The organism is uncultured Shimia sp. (assembly GCF_947498095.1).
Lineage (GTDB): Bacteria > Pseudomonadota > Alphaproteobacteria > Rhodobacterales > Rhodobacteraceae > Shimia.
Genome location: NZ_CANMJE010000001.1, coordinates 175,558 through 189,950, shown reverse-complemented (window position 1 = coordinate 189,950; position 14,393 = coordinate 175,558). Strand labels below are relative to the sequence as shown.

At 57.3% G+C, this 14,393-nt stretch carries 14 protein-coding genes; 9 read left to right on the top strand and 5 right to left on the bottom strand.

Annotated features, from left to right (window positions below; translation table 11 throughout):
* Positions 1 to 2: 2 nt before the first annotated feature.
* The 7 genes from Q0932_RS00960 to Q0932_RS00930 all read left to right on the top strand — a co-directional run bounded on the left by Q0932_RS00960 (position 3) and on the right by Q0932_RS00930 (position 8,553).
* On the top strand, positions 3 to 467 hold the full coding sequence (locus Q0932_RS00960; RefSeq protein ID WP_299348645.1) for a GAF domain-containing protein: 465 nt from the start codon (positions 3 to 5) through the stop codon (positions 465 to 467).
* Between the two features lie 162 nt (positions 468 to 629).
* Positions 630 to 1,202 (top strand): XRE family transcriptional regulator, encoded by a 573-nt coding sequence (locus tag Q0932_RS00955; RefSeq protein ID WP_299348644.1) that lies wholly within the window; start codon positions 630 to 632, stop codon positions 1,200 to 1,202.
* Positions 1,203 to 1,212: 10 nt separating this feature from the next.
* Positions 1,213 to 1,584, top strand: a complete 372-nt coding sequence (locus Q0932_RS00950; protein ID WP_299348643.1) for a GFA family protein — start codon at positions 1,213 to 1,215, stop codon at positions 1,582 to 1,584.
* A gap of 12 nt (positions 1,585 to 1,596) precedes the next feature.
* Complete coding sequence (locus Q0932_RS00945) at positions 1,597 to 4,047, top strand: FAD-dependent oxidoreductase (RefSeq protein WP_299348641.1); 2,451 nt, start codon at positions 1,597 to 1,599, stop codon at positions 4,045 to 4,047.
* Positions 4,048 to 4,115: 68 nt separating this feature from the next.
* Positions 4,116 to 5,015: a homocysteine S-methyltransferase family protein gene (locus Q0932_RS00940; protein WP_299348639.1), complete on the top strand. Its 900-nt coding sequence runs from the start codon at positions 4,116 to 4,118 to the stop codon at positions 5,013 to 5,015.
* 3 nt (positions 5,016 to 5,018) lie between these two features.
* Positions 5,019 to 6,005, top strand: coding sequence for a helix-turn-helix domain-containing protein (locus tag Q0932_RS00935; protein ID WP_299348637.1), 987 nt, complete (start codon positions 5,019 to 5,021; stop codon positions 6,003 to 6,005).
* A 97-nt stretch (positions 6,006 to 6,102) separates the two neighbouring features.
* Positions 6,103 to 8,553: an FAD-dependent oxidoreductase gene (locus tag Q0932_RS00930; RefSeq protein ID WP_299348635.1), complete on the top strand. Its 2,451-nt coding sequence runs from the start codon at positions 6,103 to 6,105 to the stop codon at positions 8,551 to 8,553.
* A 59-nt stretch (positions 8,554 to 8,612) separates the two neighbouring features.
* On the opposite strand, the gene Q0932_RS00925 is transcribed toward Q0932_RS00930, so the two are convergent.
* The 3 genes from Q0932_RS00925 to Q0932_RS00915 all read right to left on the bottom strand — a co-directional run bounded on the left by Q0932_RS00925 (position 8,613) and on the right by Q0932_RS00915 (position 10,467).
* Complete coding sequence (locus Q0932_RS00925; RefSeq protein ID WP_299348633.1) at positions 8,613 to 9,239, bottom strand: hypothetical protein; 627 nt, start codon at positions 9,237 to 9,239, stop codon at positions 8,613 to 8,615.
* A 56-nt stretch (positions 9,240 to 9,295) separates the two neighbouring features.
* Complete coding sequence (locus Q0932_RS00920; protein WP_299348631.1) at positions 9,296 to 9,988, bottom strand: SGNH/GDSL hydrolase family protein; 693 nt, start codon at positions 9,986 to 9,988, stop codon at positions 9,296 to 9,298.
* A gap of 68 nt (positions 9,989 to 10,056) precedes the next feature.
* The gene (locus Q0932_RS00915) at positions 10,057 to 10,467 is read right to left on the bottom strand and encodes a nuclear transport factor 2 family protein (RefSeq protein WP_299348629.1); all 411 of its coding nucleotides are present in this window, start codon (positions 10,465 to 10,467) and stop codon (positions 10,057 to 10,059) included.
* Between the two features lie 100 nt (positions 10,468 to 10,567).
* Here Q0932_RS00915 and Q0932_RS00910 point away from each other — a divergent pair, with 100 nt between their 5' ends.
* The gene (locus Q0932_RS00910; RefSeq protein ID WP_299348627.1) at positions 10,568 to 11,224 is read left to right on the top strand and encodes an RluA family pseudouridine synthase; all 657 of its coding nucleotides are present in this window, start codon (positions 10,568 to 10,570) and stop codon (positions 11,222 to 11,224) included.
* A 100-nt stretch (positions 11,225 to 11,324) separates the two neighbouring features.
* Here the strand turns inward: Q0932_RS00910 and Q0932_RS00905 are convergent, their stop codons facing one another.
* Positions 11,325 to 12,755, bottom strand: a complete 1,431-nt coding sequence (locus Q0932_RS00905; RefSeq protein WP_299348625.1) for an aldehyde dehydrogenase family protein — start codon at positions 12,753 to 12,755, stop codon at positions 11,325 to 11,327.
* 208 nt (positions 12,756 to 12,963) lie between these two features.
* Between Q0932_RS00905 and Q0932_RS00900 the strand changes: the two genes are divergently transcribed.
* Positions 12,964 to 13,617: a peroxiredoxin gene (locus Q0932_RS00900; protein ID WP_299348623.1), complete on the top strand. Its 654-nt coding sequence runs from the start codon at positions 12,964 to 12,966 to the stop codon at positions 13,615 to 13,617.
* Between the two features lie 33 nt (positions 13,618 to 13,650).
* Here the strand turns inward: Q0932_RS00900 and Q0932_RS00895 are convergent, their stop codons facing one another.
* Positions 13,651 to 14,349 carry a glycosyltransferase gene (locus Q0932_RS00895; RefSeq protein WP_299348619.1) on the bottom strand — a complete coding sequence of 233 codons (699 nt, stop codon included), beginning with the start codon at positions 14,347 to 14,349 and terminating at the stop codon, positions 13,651 to 13,653.
* Between the last annotated feature and the right edge of the window lie 44 nt (positions 14,350 to 14,393).

The following is a 14,393-nucleotide window of genomic DNA, read 5'->3' as shown; positions in this document are numbered from 1 at the left end:
CTATGCGCGTAGATTATGACGACTTACGCCGCACCATGGACGCTCTGACCGAGGGCGAAACAGACGCTGTGTCCCTCATGGCAACCGTGGCCTGCGAAGTTCATCACGCCGATGACCGGTTTGATTGGACCGGGTTCTACCGTGTCGTCGCTCCGGATTTGCTCAAAGTGGGGCCGTATCAAGGAGGGCACGGCTGTCTGGTTATTCCCTTTTCGCGCGGGGTTTGTGGAGCGGCAGCGCGAACGCAAGAGGTGCAGCTGGTCCCCGACGTCGAGGCCTTTGCGGACCATATTGCCTGTTCCACAAGTACGCGTTCAGAACTGGTTCTGCCCGTGATGAACGGAGACGGCCAGCTATTGGGCGTCTTCGATATCGACAGCAATCAGGTTGATGCGTTTCGCGAAGAAGACGCTGAGAACATGTCGGAAATCCTCGCAAAGGTGTTTCGGACTGTTCCTCTCGCCTGAATAGGCCTTTCTTCGATTCATGATTTTGCACGAACGGCGGGTCAATTGGCCCGTCGAATGCAATGGGAATTGCTGCGCTGCGTCATGAAAAAAGTCTTGGAAATTTCACGGAAATGAAGCATCGTGAAAATCTACGAACTTTTTTCATGGGCGAATCGCGCTATGTTGCATCAAATGCCGGACGATCTGGGAACGCTTGGCGCCGACATGCGGGCGCTGCGCAAGTCGCGCGGACTGACGCTGTCTGACATGGCCGAACAGCTTGGCCGCTCTATCGGATGGGTTAGTCAGGTTGAGCGTGACAAGTCCGAGCCTTCGATCTCCGACCTGCGCCAGATTGCCGAAGTACTGGGCGTTCCTATGTCGATGCTGTTTGGCCACTTCAACGCTCCGGCTGAAGAACAAGGTTACGTCGTGCGTGTGGGCTCGCGCCGCCCGATGGGTTCGCATACTGAAGGCCTGATCGAAGAGCTTTTGTCGCCGGACCTGACGGATGATTTTGAAATGGTGCATTCCACCTTTCAGGCCCATTCAGAAATGCAGGTCCCAGCTCAGCGACCCACGCAAGAGGTGGGGTACATCATCTCGGGTCGTCTGGACCTGACCATCGGAGACCGCAGTTTCACTGTTGGACCCGGTGACAGTTTCCGCCTGCGGGGCGAGGTCTATCGCTGGGCCAACCCTTACGACGAAGCAGCTGTTGCGATCTGGGTGATCGCACCACCGGTTTACTGAGGGCGCGCGCATGTTGAATGGATCCTGCCTTTGCGGCGACGTGAAATTTTCCGTTCAGGGCGCCCCTCAAGGCCCCTCGTTCTGCCATTGTGGGCAGTGCCGCAAGCAATCCGGTGGCGTATGGTCTTCAGCCTTTGTCCCCGAAACCGATCTGACGATTTCCGGCGATGTGATCTGGTTCGAAGCCAGCGACGTTGCCAAGCGCGGCTCGTGCACGCGGTGTGGGGCATTTTTGTTCTGGAAGGCCCACGCAGAAGACACGATCAGCTTTGCCCTTGGTGCCATTGATGGCCCCACGGGGATGAAACTCGAGAAACACATCTTTGTCTCTGACAAGGGTGATTACTACGACATCGCGGACGGTGTGCCGCAGAAGGACTGATAAGGAGAAACCATGTCCGATTTCCCAACCCAGGCACGTGTGGTCATTATTGGCGGCGGCGTCGTCGGCACCTCAACGCTTTACCATCTGGCCAAGGCTGGCTGGACTGATTGTGTGCTGTTGGAAAAGAACGAGCTGACCGCGGGTTCAACCTGGCACGCGGCAGGCAACGTGCCGAACTTTGCAGGCAGCTGGGCCGTGATGAACATGCAGCGCTATTCGGCGGCCATGTATCGCACGCTGGCTGAAGACGTCGATTATCCGATGAACTACCACGTCACCGGCGCGATCCGTCTGGCGCATACCAAAGAGCGGATGCAGGAGTTCGAACGGGTGGCGGGCATGGGTCGCTATCAGGGCCTGCAGATGGATATCTGCACGCCGGATGAGCTGAAAGAGCACAACCCCTTTATCGAAACACACGATCTGGCTGGTGGTCTCTGGGATCCGCTGGATGGCGACATTGACCCTGCGCAGCTCACTCAGGCGCTGGCCAAGGGCGCCCGTGACGCCGGTGGCCGTATCGAACGCTTCTGCCCGGTCTCTGGTATCGAGCGTGACGGCGACGAATGGATCGTGAAGACTGAAAAAGGTGATATCCGTTGTGAATATGTCGCCAACTGTGCGGGCTATTACGCGCAGCGCGTCGGTGAGATGTTCAAGCCGTTCGGCGGCCGGACCGTGCCAATGGTCGTCATGAGCCACCAATACTTCCTTACCGAAGAAATCCCCGAGCTGGCCGCATGGACCAAGGAACAGGGCCACAAGATGCCGATGATCCGCGACGTGGACACGTCCTATTATCTGCGTCAGGACAAGAACGGTCTGAACCTCGGGCCCTACGAGCGGAACTGTAAGGCGCACTGGGTCACACCCGAAGATCCGATGCCGCATGACTTCTCGTTCCAGCTCTACCCGGACGATCTTGAACGTCTGGAATGGTACATTGAAGACGCTATGGAGCGCCTGCCGCTCTTGGGCACCGCTGGTGTTGGCCGCAACATCAATGGCCCAATACCCTATGCACCCGACGGCTTGCCAATGATCGGCCCGATGCCCGGTGTGAAGAACGCGTTCGAGGCGCACTCCTTCACCTTTGGTATCGCTCAGGGTGGCGGCGCAGGTAAGACTTTGTCGGAGTGGATCATGCACGGCGAAACCGAGTTGGACATGTGGGCCGTCGATCCACGTCGTTACACTGATTACGCGGATCATGACTATTGCCTGTCCAAGGCGCTTGAGACCTATGGCCACGAATATGCGATGCACTTCCCGCATCACGAATGGCCTGCCGGTCGCGACAAGAAACTGTCGGCCAACCATGATCGCCTGATCGCCGATGGTGGCCAGATGGGTGCCTATAACGGTTGGGAACGCGCCAACTGGTTTGCCAAGGACGGCGATGACACCTCGGAAGAGGGCACCCACACATGGGATCGTGAAGGTCCGTGGGCCATCCGCGTCAAGGAAGAGGTTGAGGCCGTCCGTGACAACGTGGCAGTGCTCGATATGCCCGGTTTCTCGCGCTACACGCTCAAAGGGGCGGGGGCTGCCGAATGGCTGCGCACTCAGATTGCTGGCGCCCTTCCTAAAGCAGGCCGCATGAACCTCGGCTACTTTGCTGACAGCCGTGGCCGGATCATCACCGAGGTGACGATCATACGCTTTGACGAAGACGAATTCATGCTGATGACCGCCGCCGTGGCGCAATGGCACGATTTTGAGTTCCTCAAAAAGGCGCTGCCTGCCGATGGTTCTCTCGAATTGGTGGACGTGACCCGCGAATGGAGCACGATGCTGGTTGCTGGGCCAAAATCGCGTGAATTGTTGTCGGGCCTTACCGACGCCGACCTCACCACAGGCTGGCTGACCCATCAAGACGCAACCTTTGCTGGCAAGCCTGCCAAGTTGATGCGCATCTTCTTTGGCGGCGAACTGGGCTGGGAAGTTCACACCAGCTTTGAAGACAGCGCTGCGGTCTATGAGGCCGTGCGTGCCGCCGGGGCCTCGCCCTTTGGCATGTATGCGCTGGACTCGATGCGGATCGAGAAAGGCTATCGGACCTGGAAAGGCGATCTATCGAGCGACTACACCCTGCTCGAAGGTGGTCTGGAACGCTTCGTGCGTCTGGGCAAGGAACAGGACTTCCCCGGCAAAGCAGCACTTCAGGCCGAAAAACAGGCTGGTGCGAAGAAGGGCTTTGTCACCCTGATCGTTGACGCTGGAAATGCCGACGCCCCCTATATGTCGACCATCTGGTATGACGACAAAGTTGTGGGTGAAACCACTTCAGGGAACTTTGGCTACCGGATCAACAAGTCGGTCGCTCTGGGCATGGTCCGCGCCGATCTGGCCGCACCTGGCACTGAGCTCGAAGTCGAAATCTACGGCACACGTTGCAAAGCCGTCGTGCAGCCTGACCAGCCGCTCTGGGATCCGGAGAACGAACGTATCCGCGCCTGATCGCGGGAGATTCAAAAAAAACCTCACCGGGGCCAATTCGGCCCCGGTGGTACACGGGAGATGCTGATATGACCAAGATAACGCTTTTGGATGGCTCCATCGGCCAGGAACTGGTCAAACGCTCAGGTGACCGGGCGACTCCGTTGTGGTCAACTTCCGTGATGATCGACCACCCTGATCTGGTGCGCGAGGTCCACGACGCCTATTTCAAGGCGGGCGCAACCGTTGCAACAACCAATACCTATGCAGTGTTGCGCGACCGACTGAGCCGTCTCGCTGACATTGCCGACAAAATCGAAGAGCTGACCGACACCGCCGCGACCGCCGCCAAAAGCGCGCGACAGTCCCACGGGTCGGGCCGTGTCGCCGGGTCGCTCGGGCCTCTGATGGCCAGCTATCGCCCTGATATTTGCCCTCCTCCCGCCGAAGCCGAGCAGAGGTATGAAGAGCCTGTGCGTCTCTTGTCACCGCATGTCGATATCTTGCTGATTGAGACAATGTCCTCAGTTGACCAATCCGAAGGTGCGCTGCGGGCGGCGGTGAAATCCGACAAACCTGTCTGGCTCGCCGTGTCGGTCGATGATGATGATGGCACGCGCCTGCGGTCAGGTGAGCCCGTGGGCGATCTTGGGCCACTTGTGGCCAAATACAATCCCGCCGCCGTTCTGGTGAACTGTTCACGCCCAGAGGCGGTGCAGGCTGCGCTCGAGATCATCAAGGATTTTGGCAAGCCCTTTGGTGCCTATGCGAACGGGTTCACCCGAATCTCCGCAGGGTTTCTTGAGGATGCGCCAACTGTAGACGCGCTTGAGCAGCGCAGCGATTTGGATCCTGCCGCCTATGCCGAGTTCGTAATGGGTTGGGTCGACCAGGGCGCCACGATCGTCGGCGGCTGTTGCGAGGTTGGTCCCGACCATATCTCGGAATTGTCCAAGCGCTTGCGCGCGTACGGACATGAGGTGGTTTAAACTATGACTTTTGAAAACCGACAAAGCCAATTCCTCGCCTCGACGAAACGTTGGCATTTTGACGTTCTTGTGGCTGACGATTTTGTGCTGACAGAGCTGGCCGGTGTCGTCGATGTACTGATGATCGCCAATCGTGTCAGCGTTCGTCCGTTGTTTGAGTGGACCTATCGTTCGCTGACTGGTGGGTTTGTCCGTAGCAGAACCGGTGCATTGGTCGAGACCAAGCCTTTGCCAGACCGTCCGGATGCGGATTACCTATTTGTTTTGGGCAATTCCAACCCGGACAACCCGGCGTTGGCCGTGGGGTCGAAACTGTCGAGATACACGCACCGCGACGCTCAGGTGTTCCTCCTGTCCGAGGCCGCCAGCCGTTATATCTCGGAACATGGTGACAAACACGCAGCCCTGACGACGCACTGGGAAAACACCACGTTGCAGCGCGAACGGCATGTCGCGTTTAGATCAGGCGCCACACTGGCCGCGCAGGACGGCCAGATTGCAACCTGCGCCGGAATGGAAGCCACTGTGGACATTCTATTGGCCTTGATCGGTCGCCACGTCTCTGCAGCCATTCGCAACACAGTGGCAGACATCCTGCTGCACGAGCGCATTCGGGACTTTTCCACCCAGCAACCGTTTAGCGGCACGCGAGGGACACAGACCGGCGACAGTGAGCTGGACGAGTGCATCGAACTCATGAGCGCCAACATCGAAGAGCCCCTTCCGATCAATGAAATCGTGCGGGTTCTTGAGATTTCAAATCGCTCTCTTGAGCGCAAATTCCGCATGTATTTGGACACGACGCCCAATACCTACTACCGCGAATTGCGGTTGGCCAAGGCCAACAATCTGTTGATGAACACAACGATGAGCGTGCGGGAAATTGGCCTGGCCTGCGGCTTTGGAAGCGGTTTCAGCGGGCTCTACAAAACCTTTTTCGGAATCACCCCGCTGGCCATGCGCAAGCAACGTAGACAGGCGCGTATATGAGCGCGGTGTTTCCCCATTATCCCGTGACGCATTCGGCACATTTTCTGTCGCGTGAAAATGGCATTGTTTGCCCGACTCAAGATCGTTGGAGAACCTGATGGCTGATCTTCCTAACAAGGCCCGTGTGGTCATTATCGGTGGCGGTGTTATTGGCTGCTCGGTGGCGTACCACCTGACAAAACTCGGCTGGAAGGACGTTGTACTGCTCGAGCGCAAGCAGCTGACCTCTGGCACCACATGGCATGCCGCTGGCCTGATCGCTCAGTTGCGGGCAACAGCGAACATGACCAAACTCGCCAAGTACTCGCAAGAGCTTTACGGCAACCTCGAAGCAGAAACCGGTGTCGCCACTGGATTTAAACGCTGTGGATCGATCACGGTGGCTCTGACGGAAGAGCGCAAGGAAGAAATCTATCGCCAGGCCGCTATGGCCCGCGCCTTTGGCGTCGAAGTCGAAGAGATTTCCAACGAGCGTGTGCAAGAGCTTTATCCGCACATCAATCTTGATGGCGTCAAAGGCGCTGTCTATCTGCCGCTCGACGGTCAGGGCGACCCGGCCAATATCGCGTTGGCGCTGGCCAAAGGTGCCCGTCTTGGCGGTGCCATCGTCAAGGAACGCACCAAGGTCACTGGGATCGCCAAAGAAGGCCGCTTTGTGCGTGGCGTCGATTGGGAATCCGACGACGGAACAGCCTCGGGCCACATCGAATGCGATATGGTGGTGAACTGTGGTGGTATGTGGGGCCATGAGGTCGGCAAGATGGCCGACGTCAGCGTGCCGCTTCAGGCTTGCGAACACTTCTACATCGTGACCGAAAACATCGACGGCATGAAGCAGCTACCAGTGCTGCGCGTGCCCGATGAATATGCCTATTACAAGGAAGACGCAGGCAAGATCCTTTTGGGCGCGTTTGAGCCCGAGTCCAAGCCATGGGCCAATGACGGCATCCCCAAGGACTTTGAATTCGATCAGCTGCCCGAAGATTTCGACCACTTTGAGCCGATCCTCGAGATGGCAGTCGAGCGCGTGCCGCTGCTGGCCGAGGCCGGTATTCACACCTTCTTTAACGGTCCCGAAAGCTTCACGCCGGATGACGCCTATCACCTTGGCCTTGCGCCGGAACTGAACAACTTCTGGGTCGCCGCGGGCTTTAACTCGGTCGGCATTCAGTCGGCTGGTGGCGCAGGCATGGCGCTGGCGCAGTGGATGGACACAGGCGAAAAGCCGTTTGATCTGGGTGATGTGGACATCAGCCGCATGCAACCTTTCCAAGGCAACAAGAAGTACCTTTACGAACGCTCCAAGGAAACGCTGGGTCTGCTTTATGCCGATCACTATCCCTTCCGTCAGAAAGAGACCGCGCGAGGCATTCGTCGCACGCCATTCCACTATCACCTGAAAGAGCGTGGCGCGGTGTTTGGTGAACTGGCCGGTTGGGAACGTGCCAACTGGTTCGCCCGCGACAATCAAGAGGCGGAATACCAGTACACTTGGAAGCGTCAGAACTTTTTCGACAACGTGCGCGAAGAGCACATGGCGATCCGCCAGAACGTCGGCATGTATGACATGTCGTCCTTTGGCAAACTGCGCGTCGAAGGACCAGATGCCACCCGCTACCTGAACTATATCGCGGGCGGCGAATACGACGTGCCACATGGCAAGATTGTCTATTCGCAGTTCCTCAACCACTCCGGCGGTATCGAGGCAGACGTCACCATCACCCGGATTTCGACCAACACCTATCTGGTCGTGACCCCGGCCGCGACGCGCTATCACGATCAGGTCTGGATGGAGCGGAACAAGGGCGATTTCAACGTCTCGATCACCGACATCACTGCGGCCGAGGCCACGCTGGCGGTCATGGGGCCACGGTCACGCGCGCTGCTTGAAGCGGTGTCGCCGAACACTTTCACCAATGACGTGAATCCCTTTGGCACCGCACAGGAAATTGAGATCGGCATGGGCCTGGCCCGTGTGCACCGTGTGACTTATGTGGGTGAGCTGGGATGGGAGGTCTATATCTCCTCGGACATGGCCGGCCATGTGTTTGAGACCCTCTACGAGGCGGGTCAGGACATGGGTCTGAAGCTGTGCGGCATGCACATGATGGACACTTGCCGCATCGAAAAAGGTTTCCGTCACTTCGGTCACGACATCACCAGCGAAGATCACGTTGTTGACGCCGGCCTTGGCTTTGCAGTCAAGGCGACCAAGCCGGACTTTATCGGCCGCGAGGCCGTGTTGAAACGCAAGGAAACCGGCCCGCAGAACCGAATGCTGCAGTTCAAGCTGACGGATCCGGAACCGCTGCTCTACCACAACGAGCCGATCATCCGTGACGGTGAGTACGTGGGTTACCTGTCGTCTGGGTCCTATGGCCACCATCTGGGTGGCGCGATGGGTCTGGGCTATGTGCCATGTGCTGGCGAAAAAGCAGCGGACGTTCTGGCCTCGACCTATGAGATTGACGTTATGGGCACCAAGGTGCGTGCCGAAGCGTCGCTCAAGCCGATGTATGATCCCACATCGGAACGCGTAAAGGTCTGAGTGACCTAATCACGAAACCAAAAAACGCGGCGCCTATGGGAGCCGCGTTTTTTTGTGGGTCAGTCGATCTGAAAGAGTATATCAAACGCGCCTTCGGTGCCGGGATCGCCGTTGTAGAACACTTCGACCACGTGATCGCCGCTCTCATAAAGCTGGCCTCGATACTTGTACCCGCCCTGGCTGGATTCAAACAGGATGTCGCCGCTTGGGACATAGATAATGTAGTTCAAGAAGTCGCTGTTACCACGCAACTCCACGTTCAGGAACTGCTCAGAGCGGGCGCCCAGAACATAACGTACGGCGTCCGATGACCCCAGTGCATTGGATAGCGTTGCCCCGCTGGTTCCCTTGGCAAATTTGACCTGCACGTCTCCGGTTTGGTTGCTCATGCCCGCCGCTGATCCGGCCATTGCACCCTGTCCGTCATCGGCCGCCTCAACGACGCGTAGATCGCCGACCGCACCGTCCTCGTATCCAATGCACTCCCACACCGTTCCACCGGCATCGCGCAACTTCACCAGTGTTCCTGCCTGGGAATACTGCTGGCTCAAGACTTCACCGCCATTACGGGCGTCTGGCCCCCCAACCTTGCGTAGCTGGTCGATACAGCCATCAACCGCCGGCGACATATCTGCGAGTGCGGGTGAGCCTAACAACAGCCCCGCAACGATCAACAAAAATCTCATCAGCCAAACTCCTCAAATTCCAGATAGGAGAGGACATAGATTTTTTGCCGATTGGGTCAATTGGCGGCGAATGACTCCGAACTCGCTAATCGAGCCACTTCAAGGCGAGGGTCCAGGTTGTTTTTGTCCATTGTCTGAACCAACATCGCAGCCCATTCGGCATAGGCCGCCTCCGAAGGGTGATAGCCATCCTCGGCTACGAAACGCGGCTCATAAGGCAAGTTCAGTGCGAGGTGATCGCAGTCGGGTCTCATAGCTGCCAATCCAACCAACACCCTGTCTAACCGCGCGGCATGGCACCCTAACACCCAGCGCAATGGCTGAGGCAACAGCGGAAAGTGATGCATGGGCGGCAGGCCGGACAGAATGAAATGCCTGATCCCGTGGGTCGACTTCAGCTGCTCAATCAGCTTGGTTTGTTGGGCTAGGAACCTTTTTTTCGACCGAAATCGGGTGGTGTCATTCACCCCGTGTACCAGCAAAGCGATGTCAAAAGGGATTTGAGGCAATTGCCCGAGTTTCGACAAAGAGGTTTTGGTGGTTGCGCCGGTTTCGGCTTCCAAATGCCAGGTCAGTGGGCCATTCGTGCCTAGGGCCTCGCTTAGCTGTCCACTGAGGGCAGTGGCCTGAGATGTGGCCCCGACCCCGGCAGCGGAACTGTCGCCAAGGATCAGGAGCCGTAGCCCTTCGCCCGTGCCACCAGCGCGCGGTCCTGGAGGTTCTGGCAATTGAAGGGAGCGCCACCGCACCCAAAGCCCCTGCGCCAGCAAAAGAGATGCCAGCAGAAGTCGTAAGATTTGGTCTGACGCAATCACAGTTAGCTCAAAGCATCCTGAAACTTCAGGAGCCGCGGGTCTGTCGTTACCCGGGCCATCATCTCGTCCCGCAGAACGCCCACAGATTTGTAAGGCCGCATTACGACTTCAAATTTTGAAACCAGCCCCTCGTCATTCAGCGTAATGAGATCAACCCCCACTGCGTCGAGATCGCCGATCTTGCATTGAAACTCCAAGGCCCAGTCATTGCCGTCCCCCATGAAGCGGCGATACCTAAAGTCGGAAAAAATCTGCCCCACATGACCAAGGATCGCCGCACAGGGTTCGCGCCCTGTCCAGGTTTTCCAATAGGTTGGTGGGAGGAATTGTACATCCTCAGCAAGAAATTCGATGATCTTGGCGTTGTCGCCTGAGGCGATGACATCGGTCATGCGTTGAATGGTTGGGTGCATGGAACGTCCTCCGTGGTTGAACCAAGCCTGCCGAAATTCATCGCTCTATCAAGGCTGACGTTGGGTTGCCCCGCGTCGCGCCACACTCTAAAGCGGGCGCATGGCCGTTTCATCTGAATACACCCCCCCGCAAGACCCCCTGGACGTCCTGCATGAAGATCACGAAATTCTAGTGGTGAACAAACCAGCGGGCTTGTTGTCAGTACCGGGTAAGGGCGAGCATTTGTCCGATTGTCTGTTGTCCCGTGTGCAATTGGTCTTTCCGACCGCGCTTTTGGTGCATCGCCTGGATCGGGACACGTCGGGTGTCATGGTGTTTGGCCTGACGCCGCACGCCCAACGGCACTTGGGACTGCAGTTCGAAAAACGCTATACCAAGAAAACCTACGTTGCACGACTGGCTGGAAAGCTGGAGCCCAAGACCGGCACCGCGGACTTGCCGTTGATCGTGGATTGGCCTAATCGCCCCCGGCAGATGGTGGATCATGAAAATGGCAAGGCAGCGTCTACAGATTGGCGCGTGCTAAGACAGACGGATACCGAAACCCGCGTGCGCCTGATGCCCAAGACAGGTCGCAGCCATCAGTTGCGTGTGCATATGCTGGCGTTGGGCCATCCCATTCTGGGTGATCCGCTTTATGCCGAAGGCGCAGCACGTGAAGACTATGATCGACTCATGTTGCATTCAGAAGAGTTGCGTCTGAAGCACCCTGATGGCGGTCGCGGCATGAGTTTTCGCGCCAAAGCCCCGTTCTGAGCCAATTCAAATCGGTGTATTTGTGGCCATGCGAAGCATCGATAAAAACAGAAACGCCGGGGATACTACCCCGGCGTCTTTGATGTTTCCTCGTGTCAGCCTATTTCCAGGGGCAGCCCGAGATCGCTTTAACTTCGCAGAACTCTTCGATACCCCAGACACCGCCCTCACGGCCGTTGCCCGATTGGCCGTAGCCGCCAAAAGGTGAGCCCAACTGGCGGCCGACGCCATTGGTTTCCACCATACCTGAGCGTACGGCGCGCGCCATGCGCAGACGTTTTGCCGGATCTTCGGTCTGGATGTAGTTCGTCAGGCCGTAAACCGTGTCATTGGCCATCTCAACCGCCTGCTCTTCGCTGTCAAACGGGGTCATTGCCAGAACCGGGCCAAAAATCTCTTCGCGATAGATGGTCATTTCGGGGGTTACGTCGGCAAAAACCGTTGGGCGCACATAATAACCTTTGTTCACGCCTTCGGGGCGGCCCAGGCCACCTGCCAGGAGGGTTGCGCCCTCTTTGATACCAGTTTCAATTAGCCCTTGGATTTTGTTGTATTGCAGCTCGCTGACCACGGGACCGATATGACGGCCACTTTCCGTGGTTGGCCCGACTGTGGTCGCCTCAGCCGCGGCTTTGGCTTGTTCCACGGCCTCGTCGTAACGCGAGCGTTCGACCAGCATCCGGGTTGGCGCGTTACATGACTGGCCCGTGTTGTTCATGCAGTGTATCACGCCGCGTTTGACAGCCTTTTCGTCCGCATCAGCAAACACCACATTGGCGCCTTTGCCGCCCAGCTCTAGGCTGACGCGTTTCAGGGAATCTGCGGCAGCTTTGGTGATTGCTGTTCCCGCACGGGTCGACCCGGTGAACGAGATCATGTCAACGTCTGGATGCGCCGACAGTTGCGAACCGACGCCCACACCATCGCCATTCACCATGTTAAACACGCCTGCCGGGAAGCCGGCTTTGTCGACCATTTCGGCAAACAGAATAGAAGACAGGGGCGCGATCTCGGATGGCTTCAGGACCATCGTGCAGCCCACGGCCATCGCCGGGACGGCCTTGAGGAACACTTGGTTCATTGGCCAGTTCCAAGGTGTAATCATGCCGCAAACGCCGATTGGCTCAAGCCGGATACGGTCGACGTCTTTATAGGCTCTTTCGAACTCGAACCCTTCCAGCGCGTCGAGAAACCCGTCGATATGCCACGTGCCAGTGCCCCACTGGCTGGTGCGAGCCAGATCGATCGGCGCACCCATTTCGGCGCGCATGGCTTCGGCCATGTCGTCACGGCCTGCCTTGTAAACTTCACCCAGCTTGCGGATTAGCGCGATGCGCTCTTCTAGCGGCGTGGCCGCCCAGCTTGGGAATGCCGCCTTGGCCGCGGCGACAGCGGCGTCTGTATCCGCTCGGTCGCCGATGGAAATCACGGCGCAGACTTCTTCGGTGGCCGGGTCGATGACATCCATGTCGCGGGGGGACACCGGGTCAACCCAAGCGCCGTTGATGTAGAACTGACGTTTCTCAATCATGGTAATCCTCCAAGAATTTGCAGGCACTCTGTCAGGGGCCATGAACCCTCGCAAGTGCATTTGCCGTAGCGTCACGAAAAATTTGATCAAATTTTTGAAGTTTGCAAGGATTCGCTCACTTGCCTGAAGCAAATGGCTGCCAGAAGCCCCTATACAAAGCTGCTGTGCATCGTATCTACTTCGTCTCAACCTATCAGGGAGAATCAATATGGGTTTGCGGATAAACGACACGGTGCCGAATTTCACAGCTGAAACAGATCAGGGAACCATCACGTTTCACGATTGGATCGGCGACAGCTGGGCGATCCTGTTTTCACATCCCAAGGATTACACGCCGGTCTGCACGACCGAGTTTGGCGCGGTTGCGCAACTTGCAGATGAATGGGCTGCCCGGGGATGCAAGGTGATCGGTGTATCGGTCGACACGGTCGAGGATCACAAGGGCTGGAAAGAGCATATCGAAAGCTATGCAGGGACTGCCGCTGGTTTCCCAATCATCGCGGACGAAGGGCTGGCTGTGTCCAAGGCTTTCGACATGTTGCCGGCCGATGCTTATATGCCTGACGGGCGGACGCCTGCGGACAGTGCGACAGTGCGGTCTGTCTTTATCGTTGGCCCGGACAAGCAATTGAAGCTGTCGATGACCTACCCGATGAACGTGGGCCGCAACTTTGCCGAGGTCCTGCGTGCCTTGGATGGCCTGCAAACCACTGCAGCCGAGAACGTGGCGACTCCGGCCAACTGGACACCTGGCGGAGACGTCGTGATTCCGGTCGCAGTCAGCGATGAGGACGCCACGGCCAAGTACGGCGATTTCACCACGCATTTCCCGTATTTGCGGACGACAAAACTTCCTGGATAAGTCTGTGGTGGTCGCTCGCGGGCGACCACTGCCCTATTTTGGGCCGCGCCGAAACCAACCAAGGGCCCTTTGAAAGGCCTTTGCCTGTTTCGGATATGAGACGCTTCTACGGCCAATATGGTGGCAGGCGCCTGGATCCAGATAGGCAGCAAACCGTCCTTCGGATAGAAGCTTTCGAGAAAGATAACTTTCTCGTTTGAAGTTCCCGTATCCTCCCAGGTCCTGCCATAGCGTCAGGGGGGCAATGTGCGGGTTGAATGTGAATTCATGACATTTGTCATCCGGCGTATCGAGCCGCGCAAAGCGGATGCTGTCGCTCTGGTCGAAGGGGATTTTTGCAAGTTTTTCTTTGGTCAGATCAAAATCTGAAAGCTTAAGCACACAAACTGTCCCAATAGATGCGTTTGCCCGAAGCAGTTTGATCGCGTCTGGCAGGAAATCAGAGCGTGAGAAGACCCAATCGTCTTCCAAGTGTAGCACATAAGGTGTGGTCACGTGTTGATACATTGCGTCAACGGCGCGATGATGACCCACTTGTTGGCCAAGATCGATCCGAACCCCATCCGAGCATAGACTGTCGAAAACGGCGTTTGTCGGCGCGTCGCCAAAGTCATTGATACTGATTATCGGAAGATCGAGAAGCTCGGGGCCAAGACTTTGCAGCGTGCGGCGCAGGTTTTTGGGACGCAAACCCATCGTAATGCAAATCGTCACTTGCTCACTTAGCGTCATACCAACACCATGAGAACTGTCGCATCGAATGTGCTGCGGGCCAA